The sequence below is a fragment of the Pseudomonas paraeruginosa PA7 genome (assembly GCF_000017205.1).
Lineage (GTDB): Bacteria > Pseudomonadota > Gammaproteobacteria > Pseudomonadales > Pseudomonadaceae > Pseudomonas > Pseudomonas paraeruginosa.
In genome coordinates this window covers 1,975,144-2,000,676 of the sequence record NC_009656.1, presented here as the reverse complement: position 1 = coordinate 2,000,676, position 25,533 = coordinate 1,975,144, and the positions used below count along the sequence as shown (strand labels likewise).

Below are 25,533 nucleotides of genomic sequence, written 5' to 3'. Positions count from 1 at the left end.
TTTCCTCAGACGTCCCAACCTTGCTGCTCGCAATGATGGATGATCGTCTCGACCACCGCTTCGATGCTCATCTCGGTGGAGTCGAGCAGGATCGCGTCGTCGGCCGGTTTCAGCGGCGCGACCGCGCGCTGGCTGTCGCGCTCGTCGCGCTCGCGGATTTCCTCCAGCAAGGCAGACTGGTCGACATCCGCGCCCTTCGCCTTCAGTTGCAGGTAGCGCCTCCGGGCGCGTTCCTCGGCCGAGGCGGTGAGGAAGATCTTCAGCGGCGCGTCGGGAAACACCACGGTGCCCATGTCGCGTCCGTCGGCCACCAGTCCCGGCGCCTCGCGAAACGCCCGCTGGCGCTGCAGCAGCGCATCGCGCACGGCCGGCAGCGCCGCGACCTGGGAAGCGCCGGCGCCGACCTGCTCTGTGCGGATCACGTCGGTCACTTCCTCGCCTTCGAGGATGATGCGCTGTCCATGGCTATCGTCGGCGGCGACGAACTGCACGTCGAGGTGCGCGGCAAGGAGCTTGAGCGCTTCCTCGTTGGTCAGGTCGACGCCATGGTTGACCGCGGCGAAGGCCAGCAGCCGGTACAGCGCCCCGGAGTCCAGCAGGTTCCAGCCCAGGCGCCGGGCAAGCAGCCCGGCGACCGTGCCCTTGCCGGCGCCACTGGGGCCATCGATGGCGAGCATCGGTACAGCGGCGTTCATCAGTTGTTCTCCACGGCCACCTGGATACCGGTCTGGGCACACAGGGCAAGGAAGTTGGGGAACGAGGTGGCGACGTTGGCGCAATCGTGGATGCGGATCGGCGCGCTCGCACGCAGCGAGGCGACGCTGAAGGACATGGCGATACGATGGTCGCCGTGCGCCCAGACTTCGCCGCCACCGATCGGGCCGCCCTCGATGACGATACCATCCGGGGTCGGTTCGGCCTTCACGCCCAGGGTCTTCAGACCGTCGGCCATCACCTGGATGCGATCAGACTCCTTGACCCGCAGCTCCTCCGCGCCACGCAGCACGGTACGCCCTTCGGCGCAGGCGGCGGCAACGAACAGCACCGGGAACTCATCGATGGCCAGCGGCACCAGGTCCTCGGGAATATCGATACCCTTCAGCCGCGCGGAGCGTACACGGATGTCGGCGACCGGTTCGCCACCCACCTCGCGCTGGTTTTCCAGGCTCAGGTCGCCGCCCATCAGGCGCAGGATCTCGATCACGCCGACGCGGGTCGGGTTGATGCCAACGTGCTGCAGCACCAGTTCCGAACCCTCGGCGATGCTGGCGGCGACCAGGAAGAAGGCTGCCGAGGAGATGTCGGCCGGCACTTCGATATGGGTGGCGCTCAGCTTGTGCCCGGACTCGACTCTGGCGGTGCTGCCCTCGACCTCCACCGGATAGCCGAAGCCACGCAGCATGCGCTCGGTGTGGTCGCGGGTCGGCGCCGGCTCGGTGACCGAGGTCTCACCCGCGGCGTAGAGCCCGGCGAGCAACAGGCAGGACTTCACCTGGGCGCTGGCCATCGGCATGTCGTAGTGCATGCCGGTCAGGCGCTGGCCGCCGCGAATGGTCATCGGCGGACGGCCTTCCGGCCCCGTCTCGATTACCGCGCCCATCTCGCGCAGCGGCTTGGCTACGCGATTCATCGGCCGCTTGGAAAGGGAAGCGTCGCCGGTCAGGGTGCTGTCGAATGGCTGGGCCGCCAGCAGACCGCTGAGTAGACGCATGGAAGTACCGGAGTTACCCAGGTAGATCGGCCCTGGCGGCGCCTTGAGGCCGTGCAGGCCAACGCCATGGACGGTGACGCGGCCGTTCTGCGGCCCCTCGATCACCACTCCCATGTCGCGGAACGCCTGGATGGTTGCCAGTGCGTCCTCGCCCTCGAGGAAGCCCTCCACTTCGGTGGTGCCTTCGGCCAGGGAGCCGAGCATGATCGAGCGATGGGAAATCGACTTGTCGCCCGGTACCCGGATGGTTCCGGACAGGCTGCCGCCCGGCTGGGCCAGATAAATCAGGTCGTTGTTGTGCATGGCGTCCACATAGGCCCGACGGGCCAGGATTTTGCTGAAATGCTCACGGGCTACCCGGGCGCGCGTGAAAACGCCCAACAACTGGTGCCCGTCCCCAGTGTCGACGGCCTCGCGCAACGCGTCGAGGTCGTCACGAAAAACATCCAGTGTACGCAGCACGGCCTCGCGATTGGCGAGAAAGATGTCGTGCCACATCACCGGGTCGCTGCCGGCGATCCTCGTGAAATCGCGGAAACCGCCGGCGGCATAGCGGAATATCTCCAGATTCTCGCTGCGCTTGGCCAGCGAATCGACCAGCGTGAAGGCCAGCAGGTGAGGCAGGTGGCTGGTGGCTGCCAGCACCTCGTCGTGATGCTCGACCTCCATGTGCTCGACGTCCGCGCCCAGCGCGCGCCACAGGCTGTCGACCAGGACCAGCGCGGCCGGGTCGGTTTCCGCGGTGGGCGTGAGGATCACCTTGTGCCGGCGGAACAGCGTCGCCTTCGCCGCGGTCACTCCGCTCTGCTCGGAACCGGCGATCGGATGCCCCGGTACCAGGTACGGCGGCATCCCGCCGAAGGCGGCACGCGCGGCGCGCACGATATTGCCCTTGGCGCTGCCGACATCGGTCAGTATCGCCTTGCCCAGGTCGAGCCCGGCCAGCTCGCCCAGCAGTCGTTCCATCGCAAGGATCGGCACCGCCAACTGGATCACATCGGCACCGACACAGGCCCTGGCGAGATCCTCCTCGCAGCGATCGACCACACCGAGTTCCACCGCCAGGCGGCAGGACTCGGCATCGCGGTCGACACCGACCACTTCATGGAACAGCCCCTTGGCCCGCAACCCCTTGGCGAAGGAGCCGCCGATCAGGCCCAGCCCCACCACCACCAGGCGGCCCAGCTTAGGGCTCGACTGTTGCAGCGGCGTGACCTCAGTCATGCGCCAGCACCTTGCCCAGCGCCTGGAGGAAACGATCGTTCTCTTCCGGCAACCCGATGGACACGCGCAGGAAGGTCGGCATCCCGTAACCAGCCACCGGACGCACGATCACGCCCTCGCGCAGCAGCGCCTGGTAGACCGGGCCGGCATCGCGAGCCAGATCCACGGCGATGAAGTTGCCCTTCGAGGGAATCCAGGACAGGCCCAGCGCATGGAAACCATCTTCCAGCTGTGCCATGCCGGCGTCATTGAGATGGCGACTCCGCGCCAGGTAGTCATGGTCGTCCAGCGCCGCGCAGGCAGCCGCCAGGGCCAGGCTGTTGACGTTGAACGGCTGGCGTACACGGTTGAGCACCTCGGCCACCGCCTCGCTGGAAAGCGCGTAGCCGACTCGCAGCGAAGCCAGGCCAAAGGCCTTGGAGAAGGTCCTCGAGACCAGCAGGTTGGGATGGCCTGCCAGGTAATCCAGACCATCGGGCAGTTCGTCGCCCCCGGCGTATTCGATATAGGCCTCGTCCAGCACCACCAGCACGTCCGCCGGCACCCGGGCAAGGAAACGCTCCAGGGCGTCCGCGCCGAACCAGGTCCCGGTCGGGTTGTTCGGGTTGGCCACGAACACCACGCGGGTCTGCCCATCGATGGCGGCGAGCATCGCCTCCAGGTCATGCCCCCAGTCGCGCGCCTTGACTGCCCGCCCCTCGGCGCCCACGGCCTGGGTGGCGATCGGGTAGACGGCGAAGGCGTGCTCGCTGAACACTGCATTCAGACCAGGAGCCAGGTAGGCGCGGGCGACCAGATCGAGAATGTCGTTGGAACCGTTGCCCAGGGTCACCTGCCCGGGCTGCATGCCGCAGCGCGCGGCCAGCTTGCGCTTGAGCTCGAAGCCGTTGCCATCCGGATAGCGCGTCAGCTCCGCCAGTTCGGCGCGGATCGCCTCCAGCGCTTTCGGACTGGCGCCGAGCGGGTTCTCGTTGCTCGCCAGTTTCACGATCGCCGCCGGGTCGATGCCGAGCTCGCGGGCCAGTTCGTCGACCGGCTTGCCAGGGACGTAGGGCGACAGTTTTTGCACCCCCGGCTGGGCCAGGGCAAGGAAATCGGACATGGGTATTCAGCCTCGGCGCGGGACGGACCGTCCATCGACGGCCCGTCGCTTCGGGATGGCGGCGCTCAGAGCACCGCTTTCGGGTAGGAGCCCAGGACTTTCAGGGCGACGGCTTCCTGGCCGATCTTCTCCAGAACGTCCTTGATCAGCGGTTCTTTATGGTGACCGACGAAATCGATGAAGAACACGTAGGTCCATTTGCCGCTGCGCGACGGACGGGTCTCGATGCGCGTCAGGTCGATGCCATTGTTGTGGAACGGCACCAGCAGTTCGTGCAACGCGCCCGGCTTGTTGCGCATGGAGACGATGATCGAGGTCTTGTCGTCGCCGGTCGGCGGCACTTCCTGGTTGCCGATGATCAGGAAACGCGTGGAGTTGTCCGGACGATCCTCGATCTTCTCGTGCAGCTTGCTCAGGTCGTACAGGCTGGCCGCCATGTCGCCGGCGATGGCCGCCGAATTCCACTCGCTTTTCACCCGCTTGGCCGCGTCGGCATTGCTCGGCACAGCCACCCGCTCGACGTTCGGATAGTGCGAGTCCAGCCATTTGCGGCATTGCGCGAGGGACTGGGCATGGGAATAGATGCGGGTGATGTTGTCGGTCTTGGTGGTTTCGCCGACCAGCAGGTGATGGTGGATGCGCAGCTCGACCTCGCCGCAGATCACCATGTCGTGCTCGAGGAAGCTGTCGAGGGTGTGGTTGACCGCGCCCTCGGTGGAGTTCTCCACCGGAACCACGCCGAAGTTCACCGCGCCGGCGGCGACCTCGCGGAACACCTCGTCGATCGCCGCCATCGGCGTGCTGATCACCGCATTGCCGAAATGCTTCAGCGCCGCGGCCTGGGTGAAGGTGCCTTCCGGACCGAGGAACGCCACCTTCAGGGGCTGCTCCAGGGCCAGGCAGGACGACATGATCTCGCGGAACAGCCGCGCGACCTCCTCGTTGTCCAGCGGCCCCTTGTTCAACTGCATGATGTGCTTGAGCACCCAGGCCTCGCGCTCGGGCCGGTAGAACACCGGCGCCTCGCCTTCGCCCAGGGTCTGGGTCTTCACCCGCGCCACGTCCTGGGCGCAGCGGGCGCGCTCGCTGATCAGCTCGAGGAGCTTCTCGTCGAGGCTGTCGATGCGCAGGCGCAAGGCCTTGAGCTGGTCCTGGTCCGCCATCAGCCGCGCTCCTTCTCGAACTCGGCCATGTACGCCACCAGCGCCTCGACGGCGTCCAGGCCAAGGGCGTTGTAGATGGAAGCGCGCATGCCGCCGACCGAGCGATGCCCCTTGAGGTTGAGCAGGCCGCGCGCCTCTGCGCCCTCCAGGAATGGCTTGTCGAGGCGCTCGTCGGCCAGGCGGAACGGCACGTTCATCCACGACCGGGCGCTCGGCTGGATCGGGTTGGTGTAGAAGTCGCTGGCGTCGATGGTCTTGTACAGCAGGTCCTTCTTCGCCCGGTTGCGCCGCTCCATGGCGGTGACGCCGCCCTGCTCCTTCAGCCATTCGAAGACTAGGCCGGACAGGTACCAGGAATAGGTCGCCGGGGTGTTGTACATGGAACCGTTGTCCGCGGCGATCTTGTAGTTGAGCATGGTCGGGCAGGCGCTGCGGGCGCGGCCGAGCAGGTCCTCGCGGACGATCACCACCACCAGCCCGGACGGGCCGATGTTCTTCTGCGCGCCGGCGTAGATCAGGCCGAAGCGAGACACGTCGAGCGGACGCGAAAGGATGTCCGAGGACATGTCGGTGACCAGAGGCACACCGCCAGTCTCGGGAATCCAGTCGAATTCGAGACCGCCGATGGTCTCGTTGGAAGCGTAGTGCACATAGGCCGCATCCTTGGTCAGATTCCACTCGTTCTGACCCGGAATGGCGAAGTAGTCGTACTCCTTGGCGCTGGCGGCGACGTTCACCCGGCCATAGCGACGGGCTTCCTCGATGGCCTTCTTCGACCAGATGCCGGTATCGATGTAGTCGGCGACACCATCTTCCGGCAGCAGGTTCAGCGGAATCTCGGCGAACTGCTGGCTGGCGCCGCCCTGCAGGAACAGCACCTTGTAGTCGGAGGGAATGTCGAGCAGGTCGCGCAGGTCATGCTCGGCCTTGCTGGCGATGGCCACGTAGTCGTCGCTGCGATGGCTCATCTCCATGACCGAAAGGCCCTTGCCCCGCCAGTCGAGAAGCTCGGCCTGGGCACGTTGCAGAACTGCGTCGGGAAGCGCCGCGGGACCGGCGCAGAAATTGAAGGCTCGCTTGCTCACATCCACTCTCGCTATAGGTAGGGCGGATAGCCGTGAGTTATCCGCCGACGTCATCGGCCGGGCGGGCGCCAGCGCCCGCCCCGAACCTTACTCTTCGTTGCCTTCCGCTTCCGCGGCGGGTTCGGACTCAGCCGACTCGCCCAGCGCTTCGGCGCCTTCCTCGCCCTCCGGCAACTCCTCGTCATCGCCACCCGACGGCTCCTGGACTCGCTCCAGACCGACCAGTACCTCGTCGCTGGCGAGCTTGATCAGGGTCACGCCCTGGGTGTTGCGGCTGGACAGGGAGACTTCGTCGACCCGCGTCCGCACCAGGGTGCCCTGGTCGGAAATCAGCATGATCTCCTCGCCTTCCTGGACCTGCACCGCGGCGATCAGCGCGCCGTTGCGCTCGTTGGTGACCATGGCGATCACCCCCTGGCCGCCACGGCCGCGGCGCGGGAACTTGCTCAGCGGGGTGCGTTTGCCGAAGCCGCGCTCGGAGGCGGTGAGGATCTGCGCCCCGGACTCCGGAATCAGCATGGAGATCAGCTGCTGCCCCTTGCCCAGGCGCATGCCACGCACGCCGCGGGCATTGCGGCCCATGATGCGGACCACGCTCTCGGCGAAGCGGATCACCTTGCCGGCGCTGGAGAACAGCATGACTTCCTTGGCGCCATCGGTGATCGCGGCGGCGATCAGGGTGTCGCCCTCCTCCAGCTTCAGCGCGATCAGGCCGCTGCTGCGCGGCCGGCTGAACTGCACCAGCGGGGTCTTCTTCACGGTACCGAAGGCGGTGGCCATGAAGATATAGGCGCCGGTCGGCTCGGCCACCAGTTCGGCGGTCTCGCCTTCGACTTCCTCGATCTCGGCGGCCTCGACCACCTCGCCCTCGAGCACCGCGCCTTCGGCTTCGTCGAGGTCGTCATCGGCGCCGCCGTTCTGCTGCAGCGCCTCCAGGTCGATCTGCAACATCGCGGTGATCCGCTCGCCCTCGTCCAGCGGCAGCAGGTTCACCAGCGGCCGGCCACGCGCGGTACGCGAGGCTTCCGGAATCTCGAAGGTACGCAGCCAGTAGACCTTGCCCTTGCTGGAGAACAGCAGGAGGGTCGCATGGCTGTTGGCCACCAGCAGGTGTTCGATATAGTCCTCGTCCTTCATCCCGGTGGCGGACTTGCCCTTGCCGCCGCGGCGCTGCGCCTGGTAGGCGGCCAACGGCTGGGACTTGGCGTAGCCGCCGTGGGAGATGGTCACCACGCGGTCTTCCTCGGTGATCAGGTCGGCGATGGTCAGGTCCACCTGCGACGCGACGATCTCGGTGCGACGGGCGTCGCCGAACTCGGCCTTGACCGCTTCCAGCTCCTCGCGGATCACTTCCATCAGGCGCGCCGGGTTGGTAAGGATGCGGATCAGCTCGCCGATCAGGTTGAGGATTTCCTGGTATTCGGAGAGCAGCTTCTCGTGCTCCAGGCCGGTCAGGCGGTGCAGGCGCAGCTCGAGGATCGCCTGGGCCTGCTCGGGCGACAGGTAGTACTTGCCGTCGCGCAGGCCGTACTGCGGATCCAGGTCCTCCGGACGGCAGGCGTCGGCGCCGGCACGCTCGACCATCGCTTCCACCGCGCTGGACTCCCAGGCAGTGGCGATCAGCCGCTCCTTGGCCTCGGCCGGGGTCGGCGAGCTCTTGATCAGTTCGATCACCGGGTCGATGTTCGACAGGGCGACCGCCTGGCCTTCCAGGATGTGCCCGCGCTCGCGGGCCTTGCGCAGCTCGTAGACGGTCCGCCGGGTCACCACTTCGCGGCGGTGGCGGACGAACACTTCGAGCATGTCCTTGAGGTTCAGCGTGCGCGGCTGGCCATCGACCAGGGCCACCACGTTGATGCCGAACACGCTCTGCAACTGGGTCTGGGCGTAAAGGTTGTTGAGGACCACCTCGCCCACCTCGCCGCGACGCAGCTCGATGACCACGCGCATGCCGTCCTTGTCGGACTCGTCGCGCAGCTCGGAAATACCCTCGATCTTCTTCTCTTTCACCAGCTCGGCGATCTTTTCGATCAACCGCGCCTTGTTCAACTGGTACGGCAGCTCGGTGATGATGATCTGCTCGCGACCGCCGCCCTTCTCCATCTCCTCGACGACGGCGCGGGCACGGATGTAGATGCGCCCGCGACCGGTGCGGTAGGCCTCGATGATCCCGGCGCGGCCGTTGATGATGCCGGCGGTAGGGAAGTCCGGACCGGGGATGTACTGCATCAGCTCGTCGACGGTCAGGTCGGGGTTGTCCATCAGCGCCAGGCAGCCGTCGATCACTTCGCCGAGGTTGTGCGGCGGGATGTTGGTCGCCATGCCCACGGCGATACCGCTGGAACCGTTGACCAGCAGGTTGGGGATCTTGGTCGGCATGACCGCCGGGATCTGCTCGGTGCCGTCGTAGTTGGGCACCCAATCGACGGTTTCCTTTTCCAGGTCGGCCAGCAGTTCGTGGGCCAGCTTGGCCATGCGCACTTCGGTGTATCGCATGGCCGCGGCGTTGTCGCCGTCCACCGAACCGAAGTTGCCCTGGCCGTCGACCAGCATGTAGCGCAGCGAGAACGGCTGCGCCATGCGCACGATGGTGTCGTAGACCGCGATGTCGCCGTGCGGGTGGTACTTACCGATCACGTCGCCGACCACACGGGCGGATTTCTTGTAGGGCTTGTTCCAGTCGTTGCCCAGCTCGCTCATGGCATAAAGCACACGGCGGTGCACCGGCTTCAGGCCGTCACGTGCATCCGGCAGGGCCCGCCCGACGATCACGCTCATCGCGTAGTCGAGATAGGACTGTTTCAGCTCGTCTTCGATATTGACCGGGAGAATTTCTTTGGCCAGTTCGCCCATGAGAAGCCTGGTTCCTTTTTCTGGTGGAACTTCGCCGCCTCGTTCCTGAGGCAAACGAAGTAGGTCGGCGCATGCCCGAGCAGCGCCAACTCACTACAAATCAACGACTTGAGTCAAGGATTCGCGCACTCTCGAGACCCCTCCGCGGGGCGCTCGAATAACCGTCGGAGCTTACCACAGCCCACGCCCCAGCCCAAGGCGAAGGCCCTGCTGGGAACGACCTCCAGTCGCCTGGCTCAATGCAGGCGCTTGCGGCTCATCAGGGCGGCCATGCGCTCGGCGTCGGGACGCTCGACCACCCCGCGCTCGGTCACGATGGCATCGATAAGATCGGCGGGAGTCACATCGAATACCGGATTGTAGGCATCGACCTCGGCCGCCACCCGCCGCCCGCCGATCTCCAGCAGTTCGCGACCGTCGCGCTCCTCGATCGGAATGTCCTCGCCGCTTTCCAGGTTCATGTCGATGGTCGAGCTCGGCGCCACCACCATGAAACGCACGCCGTGGTGCATCGCGTTGACCGCCAGCTGGTAGGTGCCGATCTTGTTGGCCACGTCGCCATTGGCGGTGATGCGATCGGCGCCGACGATGACCCAGGTGATGTTCTCGGTCTTCATCAGGTGCGCGGCGGCCGAGTCCACGTTCAGGCTTACCGGAATGCCTTCGTTGGCCAGCTCCCAGGCGGTCAGCCGCGAGCCCTGCAGCCAGGGCCGGGTTTCGTCGGCATGGATGCGGTTGACCAGGCCTTCCAGGTGGGCGGCGCGGATCACCCCCAGCGCGGTGCCGAAGCCGCCGGTGGCCAGGGCGCCGGTATTGCAGTGGGTGAGGATGTTCTGCGGGCTGCTCTGCTGCTTGCGGATCAGCTCCATGCCCAGCTGGGCCATGGTCAGGTTGGCCTCGCGGTCGCTGTCATGGATGGAGATCGCCTCGGCCTCCAGCACCGCCAGCGGCCGATCCCCCTCCTTCATACGCTCCAGGCGCTCGCGCATGCGGTTCAGCGCCCAGAACAGGTTGACCGCGGTGGGCCGCGAGTCGGCCAGCAGGCGGAAGTCTTCCTCCAGCGCCGTGCGCCAATCGCCGCCCCGGGCCAGGCGCGCGCGGGCGCCGAGGACGATGCCGTAGGCCGCGCTGATGCCGATGGCCGGCGCACCGCGCACGACCATGTCGCGAATGGCCTTGGCCACCTCGGCCGCCGACCCGTGGTCGAGCCAGACCTCCTCCTGGGGCAGCAGGCGCTGATCCAGCAACCGCAGCGTACCGTCCCGCCACTCGATCGCCTTGACCCGCTCGGCCGCCAGCAGTCGCTCTCGCATGCACACACCTCTCGCTGAATCAGGGAAAAGCTGCGGATTATAACGAGCCCCAGCCGCGGGCGCTCGGGTATACTTCCGGCTTCCCGCTCTGCGCCCAGGATGCGCCGCCATGTCCAACGTCCGTAACCCCTTCGACCTTCTCCTGCTGCCGACCTGGATCGTCCCCGTGGAGCCCGCCGGAGTGGTGCTGCGCGACCACGCTCTGGGCATCCGCGACGGCCGGATCGCCCTGGTCGCGCCACGCGAGCAGGCCATGCGCCAGGGCGCCACGGAAATCCGCGAGTTGCCCGGCATGCTGCTCGCCCCCGGGCTGGTCAACGCCCACGGCCACGCGGCGATGAGCCTGTTTCGCGGACTCGCCGACGACCTGCCACTGATGACCTGGCTGCAGGAGCACATCTGGCCGGCCGAAGGCCAATGGGTCAGCGAGGACTTCATCCGCGACGGCACCGAACTGGCCATCGCCGAACAGGTGAAAAGCGGCATCACCTGCTTTTCCGACATGTACTTTTATCCACAGGCCATCTGCGGCGTGGTACACGACAGCGGGGTACGCGCCCAGGTGGCGATACCGGTGCTGGACTTCCCGATTCCCGGCGCCCGCGACAGCGCCGAGGCGATCCGCCAGGGCATGGCGCTGTTCGACGACCTCAAGCATCATCCGCGCATCCGCATCGCCTTCGGCCCGCACGCGCCCTATACGGTGAGCGACGACAAGCTGGAGCAGATCCTGGTGCTCACCGAGGAACTCGACGCCAGCATCCAGATGCACGTCCACGAGACCGCCTTCGAGGTCGAGCAGGCCCTGGAACGCAACGGCGAGCGCCCGCTGGCCCGCCTGCAGCGCCTCGGCCTGCTCGGCCCGCGCTTCCAGGCGGTGCACATGACCCAGGTGAACGACGACGACCTGGCGATGCTGGTGGAAACCAACAGCTCGGTGATCCACTGTCCGGAATCCAACCTCAAGCTGGCCAGCGGCTTCTGCCCGGTGGAGAAGCTTTGGCAGGCCGGCGTCAACGTGGCCATCGGTACCGACGGCGCGGCCAGCAACAACGACCTCGACCTGCTCGGCGAGACGCGCACCGCGGCGCTGCTGGCCAAGGCGGTGTACGGCCAGGCCACCGCCCTCGACGCCCACCGCGCGCTGCGCATGGCGACCCTGAACGGCGCTCGCGCCCTGGGCCTGGAGCGCCTGGTCGGCTCCCTGGAAACCGGCAAGGCCGCCGACCTGGTCGCCTTCGACCTCTCCGGCCTGGCCCAGCAGCCGGTCTACGACCCGGTTTCGCAACTCATCTACGCCAGCGGCCGCGACTGCGTCCGCCACGTCTGGGTCGGCGGCCGGCAACTGCTCGACGATGGCCGCCTGACCCGCCACGACGAGCAGCGCCTGGTCGCCCGGGCCCGCGAATGGGGGGCGAGGATCGCCGCCAGCGACAGGTCCTGAGCGGTGGCGGGAAGCCCCGCTGCGACAAACTGACATACAGAGGTGGCCCGCTCCCGGCCCCATCCCTCCGCCAAAGCTGGCAACATGAGGGATTCCGCCATGGCGGCCCCTCCCAGGTTTCATCTTTCAACGGGAACGATTATGAGCAACGTCGACCACGCCGAGATCGCCAAATTCGAGGCACTGGCCCACCGCTGGTGGGACCGCGAGAGCGAGTTCAAGCCCCTCCACGACATCAACCCGCTGCGCGTCAACTGGATCGACGAACGCGCCGGGCTGGCCGGCAAGACGGTGCTCGATGTCGGCTGCGGCGGCGGCATCCTCAGCGAAGCCATGGCCCAGCGCGGCGCCAGCGTCACCGGCATCGACATGGGCGAAGCGCCGCTCGCGGTGGCACGCCTGCACCAGCTGGAGTCCGGCGTCGCCGTCGACTACCGGCAGATCACCGCCGAGCAGATGGCCGAGGAAATGCCCGGGCAGTTCGACGTGGTCACCTGCCTGGAGATGCTCGAACACGTGCCGGACCCGGCCTCGGTGATCCGCGCCTGCCACCGCCTGGTCAAGCCGGGCGGACAGGTATTCCTCTCGACCATCAACCGCAATCCCAAGGCCTACCTGTTCGCGGTGATCGGCGCGGAATACATCCTCCAGTTGCTGCCGCGCGGCACCCACGACTTCCGCAAGTTCATCCGCCCGTCGGAACTGGGCGCCTGGTCGCGCGATGCCGGCCTGGAGGTCAAGGACATCATCGGCCTGACCTACAACCCGCTGACCAAGCACTACAAGCTGGCCAACGACGTCGACGTCAACTACATGGTCCAGACCCAGCGGGAGGCGTGAAGCGCATGCGGCTCAAAGCGGTACTGTTCGACATGGATGGCACCCTGCTCGACACGGCGCCGGACTTCATCGCCATCACCCAGGCCATGCGTGCCGCCCACGGCCTGCCGCCGGTGGACGAGCAACGGGTGCGCGACGTGGTCTCCGGCGGCGCGCGCGCGATGGTTGCCGCGGCCTTCGGCCTGTCGCTGGACAGCCCGGAGCTGGAACCGCTGCGCCAGGAGTTCCTCGAGCGCTACCAGGAGCATTGCGCGGTTCTCAGCCGGCCCTACGACGGCATTCCCGAGTTGCTCGCGGCGATCGAGAAGGCTGGACTGATCTGGGGCGTGGTGACCAACAAGCCGGTGCGCTTCGCCGAGCCGATCATGCGGCGCCTGGGCTATGCCGAGCGCTCGAAGGTGCTGGTCTGCCCGGACCACGTGAGCCGCAGCAAGCCCGACCCCGAGCCGCTGCTGCTGGCCTGCAGCCAGCTCGGCATCGACCCGTCGGGCGTGCTGTTCATCGGCGACGACCTGCGCGACATCGAGTCCGGCCGCGATGCCGGGACCAAGACCGCGGCGGTGCGCTACGGCTACATCCACCCCGAAGACAACCCCGCGCACTGGGGCGCCGACGTGATAGTCGACCACCCGCGCGAGCTGATCGAGGTTCTCGACCGCGCGCTCTGCGATTGCTGAGCCGCAGTACCACTGAAATACAACGGTCCGCCGCCGGGCGGATCATGCAACCAAAGGATTCGACATGTTCCAGTACTCCGCCCGCCCCGACCTGCTGAAAGACCGCGTGATCCTGGTCACCGGCGCCGGCCGCGGCATCGGCGCCGCCGCCGCCAAGACCTTCGCCGCCCATGGCGCCACCGTGCTGCTGCTGGGCAAGACCGAGGAGTACCTGAACGAGGTCTACGACGCCATCGAGGCCGCCGGCCATCCGCAGCCCGCGGTGATCCCGTTCAACCTGGAAACCGCCCAGCCGCACCAGTTCGAGGAGCTGGCGGCGACCCTGGAGAAAGAATTCGGCCGCATCGACGGCCTGCTGCACAACGCCTCGATTCTCGGCCCACGCTCGCCGATGCAGCAGATTTCCGGGGAAAACTTCATGCGCGTGATGCAAGTGAACGTCAATGCGATGTTCATGCTGACCACCGCCATGCTGCCGCTGATGAAGCTCTCCAGCGACGCCTCGATCATCTTCACCTCCAGCAGCGTGGGCCGTAAGGGCCGCGCCTACTGGGGCGCCTACTCGGTCTCCAAGTTCGCCACCGAAGGGCTGATGCAGACCCTCGCCGACGAACTCGACGGCACCAGCGCGATCCGCGCCAACAGCGTCAATCCGGGCGCCACCCGGACCAGCATGCGCGCCCTCGCCTACCCCGGGGAAAACCCGCTGAACAACCCCACCGGCGAGGAGATCATGCCGGTCTATCTGTACCTGATGGGCCCCGACAGCACCGGCGTCAACGGCCAGGCCTTCGACGCCCAGTGACGCCCTTCCGGTCCCGCCGCCCGGTGGGACCGCCTCTCCCCTTGCGCCTGAACAGCCACGCCGCCCATCCGGGAGTCGGGATTCTTTTGGCATATTTTTCCCACTGAGTGGGAAAGTGGTTTCATTTTCCGGGAAAGCCCCTTCACCCTGTGGGTCAAGGAGTTCCCATGACCAAGCATTCCCCCACCGATCGCCTGCTGCAGATCCTCATCGCCCTCGGCCAGGCGCCCGACGCCCTGTCGGCCAAGGAGCTGTCGCTGACCCTGGAGCAGCCGCTGAGCAGCACCTACCGGCACCTGAAGACCCTGCTGCGCTGGGGCCTGGCCGAGGAACAGGCCGGCCAGGGCCGCTACCTGCCCGGCCCGGCCTGCCTGCAACTGGCGAAGAAGTTCGATCGCGACGCCTCGCTGATCGGTCTCGCCCGTCCGGAGCTCAAGCGCCTGGCCGACCTGAGCCAGGAGAGCGTCGCGCTGATGGTCGCCAGCAACCAGCAGGCGATCTGCCTGGAACTGTTCGACAGCCCGCAGCCACTGCGCTGCTGCTACCAGAAGGGGCTCGCCCAGCCGTTGCTCCACGGCGCCTCGGCCAAGGCCCTGCTGGCGCACCTGGAAGATGCCCGGCGCGAAGAGCTGTATCTCGCCCAGGAAATGTCCGGGGAGCGTATCGCCGCATTGGAAGCGGAGCTCCGACGGATCCGCGACCAGGGCTATGCCGTTAGCCAGGGCGAGATCGACGAAGGCGTCTGGGGTATCAGCGTGCCACTTCTGGACAGCCGCCGGCGCCTGCATGGCGCCCTCAGCCTGATGGCCCCGGCCCTGCGCGCCCAGGCGCGCAGCGAGCGCCTGCGCCAATGGACCCTCGACGCCGCCGCGCGACTTTCCGCGCGGCTGGACTGACCGATAGACAGGAGTACCGATGCACCCCGCCCCTGACATGAGCCTCTGGCAAGGCCGGATCGACAGCCAGGAAGGCGCCGGCGCCCTGCGCTGGCACCAGTGGATACGCCCCTATCACGAGAGCGCCGGGGCAGCCAGCGTACTGCTGGGTTTCGCCAGCGACGAGGGCGTGCGCCGCAACCAGGGACGCCAGGGCGCGCGCCAGGGCCCACCGGCTCTGCGCCGGGCCCTGGCCAACCTGGCCTGGCACGGTGAACAGGCGCTCTACGACGCCGGCGACATCGAGGCTGCCGAAGACCTGGAAGGCGCCCAGGAGCGTTATGCCCGGCGCGTCGCCGAGTTGCTCGGGCGCGGTCACCAGGTGGTCGGCCTGGGCGGCGGCCACGAGATCGCCTACGCCAGTTTCTCCGGCCTGGCCCACCACCTGGGGCGGGACGGGGGGACGCCACGCATCGGCATCCTCAATTTCGACGCGCACTTCGACCTGCGCCATGCCGAACAGGCCAGCTCCGGCACGCCGTTCCGCCAGATCGCCGAGCACTGCGAGGCCAGCGGCTGGCCATTCGCCTATTGCTGCCTGGGCGTCAGCCGCCTGAGCAACACCGCCGCGCTGTTCGACCAGGCCCAGCGCCTGGGCGTGCGCTACCTGCTCGACCGCCAGGTGCAGCCGTGGAACCTGGAGCGCAGCGAGGCCTTCCTCGACAGCTTCCTGCAGTCCATCGAGCACCTCTACCTGACCGTCTGCCTCGACGTCCTGCCGGCCGCCCAGGCGCCCGGCGTCAGCGCACCCTCGGCGCACGGCGTGGAGATGTCGCTGGTCGAGCACCTGGTACGCCGCGCCAAGGCCAGCGGCAAGCTGCGCCTGGCCGACATCGCCGAACTAAATCCGCAATTCGACAACGACCAGCGCACCGCCCGGATCGCCGCGCGCCTGGTCGACGCCCTGGTCAACTGAAACGCCCCTTCGCCCACACAACAACAATAGAGCCACGCCATGCCGACAATGCACCTGGACGCCCTGTCCACCACCGCCCTCGCCCTGCTCTTGCTCGCCATCGGCAGCCAGCTGAAGAAACGCAGCCGCTGGCTGACCCGTCTCTGCGTGCCCTCGCCGGTGATCGCCGGCTTCGGCTTCGCCTTCCTGGTCTGGCTGCTCAGGGACCGCGGCTGGCTCGACATCGGCCTCGACACCAGCCTGCAGACACCCCTGATGGTGGCCTTCTTCACCACCGTCGGTCTCGGTGGCAGCCTCGGTCTGCTGCGCAAGGGCGGCAAGACCCTGCTGGTCTACCTGGCGGCATGCTGGGCGCTGGCGATCCTGCAGAACCTGATCGGCGTCGGCAGCGCCGGACTTTTCGGCCTGGATCCGCTGCTGGGAATCATGGCCGGCGCGGTGTCGCTGGAGGGCGGCTTCGGCGCGGCGGCGGCCTTCGGACCGGTGGCGGAAGGCCTCGGCGCCCAGGGCGCGACCACCGTGGCGCTGGCCTCGGCCACCTTCGGCATGGTCGCCGGCGGCCTGCTCGGCAGTCCGGTGGCACGCTGGCTGATCGAGCGCAATCGCCTGCTGGTGCGGGCGGAAAGCGACAGCGAGCTGGAAGCCCTCGGCCAGCAGGAACAGCGCCAGCACGCGGTGACCGCGCTGGACGGCAACCTGCTGCTGCGCCTGCTGACCTGCGTGCTGCTGGTGATGGTGCTCGGTTTCTGGCTGGGCGACGCGCTACAGGAACGCCTGGGCCTGGTGCTGCCCAGCTACGTCGGAGCGATGTTCATCGCCATCGTCCTGCGCAACCTCGACGACCGGCTCGGCTGGCTGCGCATACCCGACCACGCCATCGGCACCCTGGGCGACGTCTGCCTGGGCATCTTCCTGACCATGGCGATGATGAGCCTGAAGTTCTGGGAACTGGAGAACCTCGGCCTGCCACTGCTCGGCGTGCTGTTCATCCAGGTCGTGGCGCTGCTGCTCCTGACCATCTTCGTGCTGTTCCGCCTGCTCGGCCGCAACTACGACGCAGCAGTGCTCTGCGCCGGCTTCCTCGGCCATGGCCTGGGCGCGACGCCGAACGCGGTGGCCAACATGGGTGCGGTCTGCGAACACTACCGGGTGTTCTCGCGCAAGGCCTTCATCATCGTGCCGCTGTGCGGAGCGGTACTGATCGACCTGGTCGCGATTCCGGCGATCACCTGGTTCATCAACGCCTTCAGCTGAGCCGATAGCGGCGCTCCGCCAGCGGAGCGCCAGCTTTCCGACGAGCACCAAGACACAGAGACATCAAAGCGCCATTATTTCGTCGAAATACTTCATTTTTTCCTACAGAATAGGGAAACCATTCCTAAGGAATCCGGTCAGTGCCACTGAATTACCCGTTCTTCGGTTGGCTGGCACGAAACTCGCCTCAGCCCTACTGTCGCCGTCTTTCGCGCCAGAGGTCCCGCGCATGGCTCCTCCCAAACAATCCAATACCATCGATTTCGATGCCGCCAAGCAGAAGCGCGGCGCGCAGCCTGGCGCCGGCGGAGTTCCCCGCGCCGGCAACCTGATGGAGTTGCGCCAGCAACTGACCCAGCAGTTGCAGAGCAGCCTCGAGGCAGAACGCATCCTCGGCCTGTTCTTCGAGGAGGTCCGCCAGTTGATTCCGCTGGACGCCCTCGGCTACCGCCATCCGGGCTCCGACCTGCGCCTGGAATTCGGCAGCAGCGCCAAGCACTCGGTGAGCTACCGCCTGAGCCATGACAGCGACTACCTCGGCGAACTGATCTTCCGCCGCCGCCAGCGCCTCGGCGAAGAGGAACAGCGGCAACTGGAAAGCCTGCTCGGCACCCTGCTGTTCCCGCTGCGCAACGCCCTGCTCTACCGCGCGGCGATCCAGACCGCCCTGCGCGACGCCCTGACCGGCACCGGCAACCGCATCGCCATGGACCAGGCGCTCGGCCGCGAACTGGAACTGGCCCGGCGCAACCTGCAACCGCTCTCGGTGCTGATGCTGGATATCGACCACTTCAAGCGGGTCAACGACCACTACGGCCACGCCGTCGGCGACGAGGCCCTCAAGGCGGTGGCGGAAACCATCAAGGATCACCTGCGCAATGTCGACATGGTGTTCCGCTTCGGCGGCGAGGAATTCCTCGTCCTGCTGTCCAGCACGCCGCTGCAGGCTGCCTGCATGGTCGGCGAACGTCTGCGCCAGGCGGTGGAGGAACTGGACTACCGGCATGCCGGCGAAACGCTGAAGCTATCGATCAGCCTCGGTTGTGCCGACCTGCGGCCCGGCGAAGGCAGCGACGACCTGCTGCGGCGGGTTGACGAGGCGCTCTACGAGGCCAAGCGCGACGGCCGCAATCGCCTGCGCTGCGCCTGACGCCCGCCGGCCGGCGGAAGCGCGACGCGTTCGGAGGCCGGACTTCCTATGGCTGCGCCGGCTCGTCAGGAGCGCCATAGGCCTGGCACCGGCGTCGCCCCCTCCCCGGCCAGCCCGACGACGCTCCACAGCGTGCCAAGCACGATCACCGCGATCCTGTGCATGTCACCACCTCCCTGTTCTGCGGGCGACCATTAGACACCGATTCCCAGGCATGAAAAAGGCCCCCGAAGGGGCCTTTCCACGGAGCCTTCCGCTCAGCGGCGGAAGCCCGGACGCATGCCATCGCCGGCCGGCTTCGGCCGCCGCTTGACCTGCGGCTTGCGCGCCGCCGGCTTGTCGCCCGGCGCGCCGGCCGGACGTTCGTCGCGCGGCTTGCTCGGGCGCGGCTTGCGGTTGCTCTCGCGGGGCCGCTCGGCGACTGGCGTTCCCTGCTCGCGCCCCTTGCGCTCGGCGCCCGGCTGCGGACCGCGCGAGGAACGCGAGGCCGGCGTGCGGCGGCCGGCGTTGTCGCCATCCTCGCGCCGCGGCGCGCGCTTGCGCCCGGCTTCCGGACGTTCGCTGCGAGCCAGCGGGCGCGCCTGCTTGCGCTGCTGGCGCTCGGCCTTCTCGCGCGCCTTGGTGGTCATGCCCGGCAGCGCCACCGGCTTGAGGCCGACTTCCTCGCTGAGGATATCGATCTCGCGCTGGTCCATTTCGCGATAGCGGCCCATGGTCAGCTCGGAGGTCAGGAACACCGGACCGAAACGCACCCGCTTCAGGCGGCTGACCACCAGCCCCTGGGATTCCCACAGGCGGCGCACCTCGCGGTTGCGGCCTTCCATCACCACGCAGTGGTACCAGTGGTTGAAGCCTTCGCCGCCCGGCGCCTGCTGGATATCGCTGAACTTGGCCGGGCCGTCCTCGAGCATCACGCCATCGAGCAGGCGCTCGATCATCTCTTCGCTGACCTCGCCGCGCACCCGTACCGCGTACTCGCGGTCCATCTCGTAGGAAGGATGCATCAGGCGGTTGGCCAGTTCGCCATCGGTGGTGAACAGCAGCAGGCCGGTGGTGTTGATGTCCAGGCGGCCGACGTTGATCCAGCGCCCGGTGCGCAGGCGCGGCAGGCGGTCGAAGATGGTCGGGCGGCCTTCCGGGTCGTCGCGGGTGCAGACCTCGCCTTCCGGCTTGTTGTAGATCAGCACGCGACGGACGTTCTCGGCGGCCTCTTCGCGGCGGATCAGGTGGCCATCGACGGTGATCGCATCGTGGCTGTCGACCCGCTGGCCGAGGCTGGCCACGCTGCCATTGACATTCACCCGGCCTTCGGCGATCCACACCTCTACGTCGCGCCGGGAACCGACGCCGAGACGAGCGAGGACTTTCTGCAATTTTTCCCCGACCGGTACGTGGGGATTCTCTGGGGTATCGTTCATCTGGGCACCTCCCGGTGTGGCTGGCAACGAATCGAAGGGCGCGCATCATACGCGCTTCGTCAGGACAAAGCACCGTCCCCGGGCGGAAACCCGGGCAATCCCGCTAGACTAGGCCGGGTTCACCCACCCCGCCACCCGGAGGCCCCGGTGCACGATGTCCCCCCCTTCAGCGGCGCCAAGCTGGCGCTGTTCTACGGCGACCGCCTGGTCGTCTACAAACGCGACGAAAAACCCGGCATCCCCTTCCCCGGCTACTGGGACTTTCCCGGCGGCGGCCGCGAAGGCCTGGAAACTCCCGCCGAATGCGCCCTGCGCGAACTGGAGGAAGAGTTCTCGATCCGCCTGGAAGAACCACGCATCGAATGGTTGCGACAGTATCCGAGCACCAGCGGCAGCGCGCCCTTCGCCTATTTCCTGGTGGCGCGCCTGGAGGACCGCGAGTTCGAGGCCATCCGTTTCGGCGACGAAGGACAATACTGGCGATTGATGGAGGTGGACGCCTACCTCGCGCATGCCATGGCCGTGCCCTACCTGCAGAGCCGGCTCGGCGACTATCTGCGGGAACGCCGGCGCATCGGCGAATAACGCCCGCGGCGTTACCCACCCTATGCCCGGGGCGATCCCGGACGGTATAAAAAAACCCGGCCGAAGCCGGGCATGCCCAGGCGGGCAGTCTCAGTGTCTGCGGTGCTCGGCGAAGCGCGCCAGGGCTTCGCGACTGAGGCGCTCGACCTGGGTCCAGTCGCCGCGGTCGACCACGGCCCTGGGCAGCATCCAGGTACCGCCGACGCACATCACGTTGGGTACCGCCAGGTAATCGGCGAGATTGTCCAGGCTGACTCCCCCGGTGGGGCAGAAGCGGATATCGGGGAATGGTCCCGAGAACGCCTTCAGCGCCGCCGGGCCGCCGCTGACCTCGGCGGGGAACAGCTTGAAGCGACGATAGCCGTGGCGATAGGCGAGCATGATCTCGGAAGCGCTGGCCACGCCGGGCAACAGCGGGACTTCGCTGTCCAGGGCGAAGCGCAGCAACTCGTCGGTGCAGCCCGGGGTGACCACGAAGCTCGCCCCGGCCTTTTCCGCGGCGGCGAAGGTCTGCGGGTCGAGCACGGTGCCGGCGCCGATGCGCAGGTGCGGGCGCTCCTCGCTGAGGCGACGGATGGCGGTCAACCCATGCGCCGTGCGCAGGGTGATCTCCAGGGCGGTCAGGCCACCGGCGGCGAGGGCGTCGGCCATCGGCAGGATGTCCGCCTCGCGGTCGATGGTGATCACCGGGAGGATGCGCGCCTCCCGGCACAGCGTGTCGATGCGGGCGGTCTTCTGTTCAAGGTCGTGCATGGCTACAGCTCCGCCACTCAGGGATACCAATGGATCGTCAGGGCCGCGCGGAGGAAGGCGCGAACCGGCATCCGCCGTTCGTCCTCGACCGCCAGCGCGGCGTTCAGGGTGGCCAGCTTGGACTGGCCCTGGATCGCCAGCAGCTGCACCTTCGCCGCCGCCAGCACGGCGCGTGGCAGGGTCAGGCGCTGGTGCGGTACGCTCGGCGCCCACATCGGCAGGCAACGGCGCGTACCCCGGGGATCCATCGCCAGGTCCAGGCCAGGGCTGTTCGGGAACAGCGAGGCGGTATGGCCGTCGTCGCCCATGCCGAGGACCAGCACGTCGATCGGCAATGGCAGCTCGTGCAGGTGGTGGTCGGCCAGCTCGGCCGCTTCCTCCAGGCTCGCCGCCGGCTGGTAGAGGCCGATGAAGCGCGCCTTCGCCGCCTCGCCACGGAGCAGGTGGCGGCGAACCAGGCCGGCGTTGCTGTCGGCGTGCGACTCCGGCACCCAGCGCTCGTCGGCCAGGCTGACGGTGATCCGCGACCAGTCCAGCGGCTCCTCGCTCAAGGCTTCGAGGAACGCCACCGGGCTGCGCCCGCCGGACACCACCAGCAGCGCCTGGCCCTGCTCGGCCAGCGCCGAACGCAGGTGATCGGCGACGCTCGCGGCCAGGCCACGGGCCTGTTCGCTGGCGCTGCTCCAGGCCTGCAGGCCGACGCCCGCCGGCAACTTCAACTCAGAAATCGCCATACCAACTCCTCCCATCGCGGGCCACCAGGGCCACCGAGGCCACCGGCCCCCAACTCCCCGCCGGATACGGCTTGGGCGCTTCGCTCAGGCGTTCCCAGCCGGCGATCAACTGGTCGCACCACTTCCAGGCGAACTCCACCTCGTCCTTGCGCACGAACAGGTACTGGTTGCCCTGGGTGACCTCCAGCAGCAGACGCTCGTAGGCATCCGGAACCCGCGCCGCATGGTAGGTCTCGGAAAAACTCAGTTGCAGCGGGCCGGTGCGCAATTGCATGCCCTTGCCCAGGCCCTGGTCCTTGGTCATCACTTGCAGGGAGATACCTTCGTCCGGCTGCAGGCGGATGATCAGCCGGTTGCTGATCAGCGAGCGCTGCTCGGGGGCGAAGATGTAGTGCGGCGGCTCCTTGAAATGGATGACGATCTGCGACAGCTTCTGCGGCATGCGCTTGCCGGTACGCAGGTAGAACGGCACGCCGGACCAGCGCCAGTTGCGGATGTCCACGCGCAGGGCGACGAAGGTTTCCGCGTCGCTGTCGCGATTCGCATGTTCCTCCTCCAGGTAGCCCGGCACTGCCTTGCCGTCGCTGAAACCGGCGGTGTACTGCCCACGCACCACGCGCGAAGCCAGTTGTTCGGCGGGGATCGGCTCGAGGGCGCGGAGCACCTTGACCTTCTCGTCGCGGATGCTGTCCGCCGAAAGGTCGCTGGGCGGATCCATGGCGATCAGGCAGAGCAGTTGCAACAGGTGGTTCTGCACCATGTCGCGCAGTTGCCCGGCCTGGTCGAAGTAGCCCCAGCGGCCTTCGATGCCGACCTTCTCGGCCACGGTGATCTCCACGTGGGAGATGTGGTTCTGGTTCCACTGGGTCTCGAACAGGCTGTTGGCGAAGCGCAGGGCGATCAGGTTCTGCACCGTCTCCTTGCCCAGGTAATGGTCGATCCGGTAAATGCGGCTTTCCGGGAAGAATCGGGCGACCGCCTCGTTGACCTCGCGGGACGACTCCAGGTCATGCCCGATGGGCTTCTCCAGCACCACCCGGGTACGTTCGGCGAGACCGGCGGCGGCGAGGTTCTCGCAGATGCCGCCGAACACCGAGGCCGGCGTGGCGAAGTAGGCGACCAGCGGCAGTTCGTCGTCCACCGCCTCGCGCAGGCCGAGATAGGCCTGCGGGTCGAGGAAATCCATGCTCAGGTAGTCGAGCCGCTCGCGGAACCGCTGCCAGACCGCGTCGTCCCACTCCTTCGCCGGCACCGCCAGACGCAGGCGCTGCTCCAGCGTCGCCAGGTGTTCGGCGGCAGAGCCTTCGTCGCGGGCCAGGGCCAGGACGCGGGTATCGCGGTGCAGCAGGTTCTCGCGATCGAGTTGGTAGAGCGCCGGGAACAGCTTGCGCAGGGCGAGATCGCCCAGCGCACCGAACAGCGCTAACGTGCAAGGCAGAACGCGGACATCAGGCATTTGTTGTTACCAACCAAATATTGAGTGATATTGAGCCATCCACTGCGCAATTAAGACAAATATGTAGTAATTAAACAACATATTTTTCCCAGCCCGCCACGCTGTTGGTCGCATGCCGGCCTGACGTTAGGATAGGCGCCGCCGCCGGCCCTTCCCCGCCGGGCCGACAGAACACGAGGAACCCGGATGAAAAACCTGCTGGAGCAGATCCAGAGCCGCCTGGACGAACTGAACAAGGCGGAGCGCAAAGTCGCCGAGGTCATCCTGCAGAATCCGCAGCAGGCCACCCGCTTCAGCATCGCCGCCCTGGCCCAGGCGGCGGCGGTCAGCGAACCGACGGTGAACCGCTTCTGCCGCTCCTTCGGCATGAGCGGCTATCCGGAACTGAAGATCCAGCTGGCCCAGAGCCTGGCCAGCGGCGCCGCCTTCGTGACCCAGGCGGTGGCCGAGGACGACGGGCCGGAAGCCTATACGCGGAAGATCTTCAGCAACACCATCGCCTCCCTCGACAGTGCCCACAAGCTGCTCGACCCACGCGCCATCGACCGCGCCGTGGACCTGTTGATCCAGGCCCGGCAGATCCACTTCTTCGGCCTCGGCGCCTCGGCCTCGGTAGCGCTCGACGCGCAGCACAAGTTCTTCCGCTTCAACCTGGCGGTGAGCGCCCAGGCCGATGTACTGATGCAACGGATGATCGCCTCGGTGGCGCATACCGGCGACCTGTTCGTGGTGATTTCCTATACCGGGCGTACCCGCGAACTGGTGGAAGTGGCGCACCTGGCGCGGGAGAACGGCGCCTCGGTGCTCGGCCTGACCGCCGCCGGCTCGCCGCTGGCCAGGGCCAGCACGCTGTGCCTGGACATCCCGTTGCCGGAAGACACCGACATCTACATGCCGATGACCTCGCGGATCATCCAGCTCACCGTGCTCGACGTACTGGCCACCGGCGTGACCCTGCGCCGCGGCGTGGACTTCCAGCCGCACCTGCGGCGGATCAAGGAAAGCCTGGTACCGACCCGCTATCCCCTCGACGAGGACAACTGACCGCCAGCCTATTGCAGGCCGGCGGCGAGACTCAGGCGCATGCGTTCGCCGGGCGCCAGGATCAGCCCGCCGGGACGGTAGCCGGCGGCGCCGATACAGAGGAAGCGTTCCGCTTCGCCCGGCTCGACCTGCTCCACCGGGCGGCTGCCGGGGTGCCAGATCACGCTGCCGGCGCTGACGTTCTTGTCGATCCGCAGGCGGCGGTTCCAGCCACCGTCCTCCAGCACCAGCGATCCGGGATGATAGAGCACCTGCTTGACCGCGCCGCGCGGTATCCAGGTTCCCGGAATCCGCGAAGCGCCGCGCTGGCCGCGAGCCGACTCCAGCTCCATGCCGTGCACCACCACCCGGCTCAGCGCGCCGACCCGCCAGTAGGGCTGCAGGGCGAAGCTGAACAGGCAATCGTCGTCTTCCTCATGGTAGCTGCACAGCTCCAGCTCCAGGCGCTGGCCAAGGCGCGCATCGAGGCGCACGTGCCAGTCCTCCAGGTCCAGTTGCCAGCTCACCACCACCTTGCTTTCGTCGGCGTAGGCGTCGAGCAGGCGCCATTCGCGTTGCCGCGCCCAGCCCTGCTGTGGCCATTCGCTGCCGTTGGGATGACTGCCGAACCACGGCCAGCAGACCGGGATGCCACCGCGTACCGGCGCGCTGCTGAGCGCCGGCCATTCGCCGGCGCACCACAGCAACGGGCGTTCGCCCTGCGGCTGGAAATGCAGGAGCTGCGCCCCTTGCCGACTGAATACGGCCTGGCACAGCGGATGGTCGATCAACAGCAGATCGCGACGTTGGAAGCGTACCCAGTCGAACGGTCGCTTGGCCCGCATGGAATGAAAGAAACGCTGCAGCGGATGCTCAAGCATGTCCGATTGTCCTACCCTCTCCCCTTCCCGGAAAGCCCGGGCGTGCATCCGTGTAGTTTTACTACATTTCGCCCGCAAGCCCCAAATGATCGGCGCAGGAAAAGCGTAGTCGGTTTGTAACAGACGCGGAGCGGTGGCCGTCGCCGGGAAAACGGCCCGCCCCGGCGAGCGGGCGGGCCCAGGCACGCTATCGAAGCGCGCAGCGGGACCC

22 protein-coding genes are annotated in these 25,533 nt (G+C 67.3%); 10 read left to right on the top strand and 12 right to left on the bottom strand.

The features are described from left to right. Positions 1-5: 5 nt before the first annotated feature. The 7 genes from cmk to mtnA form a co-directional block, all read right to left on the bottom strand. Entirely contained in the window at positions 6-695 is a 690-nt protein-coding gene (gene cmk / locus PSPA7_RS09410) for a (d)CMP kinase (protein WP_012075023.1), read from the bottom strand. Then, on the bottom strand, positions 695-2,935 hold the full coding sequence (locus PSPA7_RS09405) for a bifunctional prephenate dehydrogenase/3-phosphoshikimate 1-carboxyvinyltransferase (RefSeq protein WP_012075022.1): 2,241 nt from the start codon (positions 2,933-2,935) through the stop codon (positions 695-697). Before PSPA7_RS09405 ends, cmk begins: the two co-directional genes overlap by 1 nt. Further along, positions 2,928-4,037 (bottom strand): histidinol-phosphate transaminase, encoded by a 1,110-nt coding sequence (gene hisC / locus PSPA7_RS09400; protein WP_012075021.1) that lies wholly within the window; start codon positions 4,035-4,037, stop codon positions 2,928-2,930. Before hisC ends, PSPA7_RS09405 begins: the two co-directional genes overlap by 8 nt. A gap of 65 nt (positions 4,038-4,102) precedes the next feature. Beyond that, positions 4,103-5,200: a prephenate dehydratase gene (gene pheA, locus PSPA7_RS09395; protein WP_003151401.1), complete on the bottom strand. Its 1,098-nt coding sequence runs from the start codon at positions 5,198-5,200 to the stop codon at positions 4,103-4,105. Next, entirely contained in the window at positions 5,200-6,285 is a 1,086-nt protein-coding gene (gene serC, locus PSPA7_RS09390; protein ID WP_012075020.1) for a 3-phosphoserine/phosphohydroxythreonine transaminase, read from the bottom strand. The genes pheA and serC overlap by 1 nt, the downstream gene beginning before the upstream one ends. An 87-nt stretch (positions 6,286-6,372) precedes the next feature. After that, positions 6,373-9,138, bottom strand: coding sequence for a DNA gyrase subunit A (gene gyrA / locus PSPA7_RS09385; RefSeq protein WP_012075019.1), 2,766 nt, complete (start codon positions 9,136-9,138; stop codon positions 6,373-6,375). Between the two features lie 236 nt (positions 9,139-9,374). Further along, complete coding sequence (mtnA, locus tag PSPA7_RS09380) at positions 9,375-10,451, bottom strand: S-methyl-5-thioribose-1-phosphate isomerase (RefSeq protein WP_012075018.1); 1,077 nt, start codon at positions 10,449-10,451, stop codon at positions 9,375-9,377. A 109-nt stretch (positions 10,452-10,560) separates the two neighbouring features. Between mtnA and PSPA7_RS09375 the strand changes: the two genes are divergently transcribed. From PSPA7_RS09375 to PSPA7_RS09340, 8 genes are all read left to right on the top strand, one after another. Then, a complete protein-coding gene (locus tag PSPA7_RS09375) occupies positions 10,561-11,895 on the top strand; it encodes a TRZ/ATZ family hydrolase (RefSeq protein ID WP_012075017.1) in 1,335 nt (444 codons plus the stop codon). A 141-nt stretch (positions 11,896-12,036) separates the two neighbouring features. Continuing rightward, the gene (gene ubiG / locus PSPA7_RS09370; protein WP_003151408.1) at positions 12,037-12,735 is read left to right on the top strand and encodes a bifunctional 2-polyprenyl-6-hydroxyphenol methylase/3-demethylubiquinol 3-O-methyltransferase UbiG; all 699 of its coding nucleotides are present in this window, start codon (positions 12,037-12,039) and stop codon (positions 12,733-12,735) included. Further along, the gene (gene mupP, locus PSPA7_RS09365; RefSeq protein WP_023442910.1) at positions 12,732-13,412 is read left to right on the top strand and encodes an N-acetylmuramic acid 6-phosphate phosphatase MupP; all 681 of its coding nucleotides are present in this window, start codon (positions 12,732-12,734) and stop codon (positions 13,410-13,412) included. The genes ubiG and mupP overlap by 4 nt, the downstream gene beginning before the upstream one ends. Positions 13,413-13,476: 64 nt before the next feature. Further along, entirely contained in the window at positions 13,477-14,217 is a 741-nt protein-coding gene (locus tag PSPA7_RS09360; protein WP_003151411.1) for a YciK family oxidoreductase, read from the top strand. A gap of 167 nt (positions 14,218-14,384) precedes the next feature. Next, complete coding sequence (locus PSPA7_RS09355) at positions 14,385-15,113, top strand: IclR family transcriptional regulator (RefSeq protein WP_012075016.1); 729 nt, start codon at positions 14,385-14,387, stop codon at positions 15,111-15,113. A 19-nt stretch (positions 15,114-15,132) separates the two neighbouring features. After that, a complete protein-coding gene (gene hutG, locus PSPA7_RS09350) occupies positions 15,133-16,068 on the top strand; it encodes a formimidoylglutamase (protein ID WP_012075015.1) in 936 nt (311 codons plus the stop codon). A 39-nt stretch (positions 16,069-16,107) separates the two neighbouring features. Beyond that, positions 16,108-17,322: a sodium/glutamate symporter gene (gene gltS, locus PSPA7_RS09345; RefSeq protein ID WP_012075014.1), complete on the top strand. Its 1,215-nt coding sequence runs from the start codon at positions 16,108-16,110 to the stop codon at positions 17,320-17,322. 229 nt (positions 17,323-17,551) lie between these two features. Then, complete coding sequence (locus tag PSPA7_RS09340) at positions 17,552-18,472, top strand: GGDEF domain-containing protein (RefSeq protein ID WP_012075013.1); 921 nt, start codon at positions 17,552-17,554, stop codon at positions 18,470-18,472. A gap of 257 nt (positions 18,473-18,729) precedes the next feature. Here PSPA7_RS09340 and rluB read toward each other — a convergent pair whose 3' ends face one another. After that, entirely contained in the window at positions 18,730-19,890 is a 1,161-nt protein-coding gene (gene rluB / locus PSPA7_RS09335; protein ID WP_012075012.1) for a 23S rRNA pseudouridine(2605) synthase RluB, read from the bottom strand. 147 nt (positions 19,891-20,037) lie between these two features. On the opposite strand from rluB, the gene PSPA7_RS09330 reads away from it, so the two are divergent. Then, positions 20,038-20,475: an NUDIX hydrolase gene (locus PSPA7_RS09330; protein WP_003157415.1), complete on the top strand. Its 438-nt coding sequence runs from the start codon at positions 20,038-20,040 to the stop codon at positions 20,473-20,475. A 90-nt stretch (positions 20,476-20,565) separates the two neighbouring features. Here the strand turns inward: PSPA7_RS09330 and PSPA7_RS09325 are convergent, their stop codons facing one another. The 3 genes from PSPA7_RS09325 to zwf are packed head-to-tail and all read right to left on the bottom strand — an operon-like array spanning position 20,566 to position 23,418. Further along, positions 20,566-21,228, bottom strand: coding sequence for a bifunctional 4-hydroxy-2-oxoglutarate aldolase/2-dehydro-3-deoxy-phosphogluconate aldolase (locus PSPA7_RS09325; RefSeq protein ID WP_003157413.1), 663 nt, complete (start codon positions 21,226-21,228; stop codon positions 20,566-20,568). Between the two features lie 17 nt (positions 21,229-21,245). Further along, the gene (gene pgl, locus PSPA7_RS09320) at positions 21,246-21,962 is read right to left on the bottom strand and encodes a 6-phosphogluconolactonase (RefSeq protein WP_012075011.1); all 717 of its coding nucleotides are present in this window, start codon (positions 21,960-21,962) and stop codon (positions 21,246-21,248) included. After that, on the bottom strand, positions 21,949-23,418 hold the full coding sequence (gene zwf, locus PSPA7_RS09315) for a glucose-6-phosphate dehydrogenase (RefSeq protein WP_003157411.1): 1,470 nt from the start codon (positions 23,416-23,418) through the stop codon (positions 21,949-21,951). The genes pgl and zwf overlap by 14 nt, the downstream gene beginning before the upstream one ends. A gap of 186 nt (positions 23,419-23,604) precedes the next feature. On the opposite strand from zwf, the gene PSPA7_RS09310 reads away from it, so the two are divergent. After that, positions 23,605-24,462 (top strand): MurR/RpiR family transcriptional regulator, encoded by an 858-nt coding sequence (locus PSPA7_RS09310; RefSeq protein ID WP_012075010.1) that lies wholly within the window; start codon positions 23,605-23,607, stop codon positions 24,460-24,462. An 8-nt stretch (positions 24,463-24,470) separates the two neighbouring features. Here the strand turns inward: PSPA7_RS09310 and PSPA7_RS09305 are convergent, their stop codons facing one another. Beyond that, positions 24,471-25,322 carry a D-hexose-6-phosphate mutarotase gene (locus tag PSPA7_RS09305; protein ID WP_003157409.1) on the bottom strand — a complete coding sequence of 284 codons (852 nt, stop codon included), beginning with the start codon at positions 25,320-25,322 and terminating at the stop codon, positions 24,471-24,473. Positions 25,323-25,533 lie beyond the last annotated feature (211 nt).

Coding starts and splice junctions, on each gene's coding strand:
- zwf (WP_003157411.1), bottom strand. CDS start 23,418: ATGCCTGATGTCCGCGTTCTGCCTTGCACGTTAGCGCTGTTCGGTGCG.
- PSPA7_RS09340 (WP_012075013.1), top strand. CDS start 17,552: ATGGCTCCTCCCAAACAATCCAATACCATCGATTTCGATGCCGCCAAG.
- gltS (WP_012075014.1), top strand. CDS start 16,108: ATGCCGACAATGCACCTGGACGCCCTGTCCACCACCGCCCTCGCCCTG.
- PSPA7_RS09405 (WP_012075022.1), bottom strand. CDS start 2,935: ATGACTGAGGTCACGCCGCTGCAACAGTCGAGCCCTAAGCTGGGCCGC.
- pgl (WP_012075011.1), bottom strand. CDS start 21,962: ATGGCGATTTCTGAGTTGAAGTTGCCGGCGGGCGTCGGCCTGCAGGCC.
- PSPA7_RS09355 (WP_012075016.1), top strand. CDS start 14,385: ATGACCAAGCATTCCCCCACCGATCGCCTGCTGCAGATCCTCATCGCC.
- rluB (WP_012075012.1), bottom strand. CDS start 19,890: ATGAACGATACCCCAGAGAATCCCCACGTACCGGTCGGGGAAAAATTG.
- gyrA (WP_012075019.1), bottom strand. CDS start 9,138: ATGGGCGAACTGGCCAAAGAAATTCTCCCGGTCAATATCGAAGACGAG.
- cmk (WP_012075023.1), bottom strand. CDS start 695: ATGAACGCCGCTGTACCGATGCTCGCCATCGATGGCCCCAGTGGCGCC.
- PSPA7_RS09325 (WP_003157413.1), bottom strand. CDS start 21,228: ATGCACGACCTTGAACAGAAGACCGCCCGCATCGACACGCTGTGCCGG.
- mtnA (WP_012075018.1), bottom strand. CDS start 10,451: ATGCGAGAGCGACTGCTGGCGGCCGAGCGGGTCAAGGCGATCGAGTGG.
- hutG (WP_012075015.1), top strand. CDS start 15,133: ATGCACCCCGCCCCTGACATGAGCCTCTGGCAAGGCCGGATCGACAGC.
- PSPA7_RS09305 (WP_003157409.1), bottom strand. CDS start 25,322: ATGCTTGAGCATCCGCTGCAGCGTTTCTTTCATTCCATGCGGGCCAAG.
- pheA (WP_003151401.1), bottom strand. CDS start 5,200: ATGGCGGACCAGGACCAGCTCAAGGCCTTGCGCCTGCGCATCGACAGC.
- PSPA7_RS09360 (WP_003151411.1), top strand. CDS start 13,477: ATGTTCCAGTACTCCGCCCGCCCCGACCTGCTGAAAGACCGCGTGATC.
- hisC (WP_012075021.1), bottom strand. CDS start 4,037: ATGTCCGATTTCCTTGCCCTGGCCCAGCCGGGGGTGCAAAAACTGTCG.
- PSPA7_RS09310 (WP_012075010.1), top strand. CDS start 23,605: ATGAAAAACCTGCTGGAGCAGATCCAGAGCCGCCTGGACGAACTGAAC.
- PSPA7_RS09375 (WP_012075017.1), top strand. CDS start 10,561: ATGTCCAACGTCCGTAACCCCTTCGACCTTCTCCTGCTGCCGACCTGG.
- ubiG (WP_003151408.1), top strand. CDS start 12,037: ATGAGCAACGTCGACCACGCCGAGATCGCCAAATTCGAGGCACTGGCC.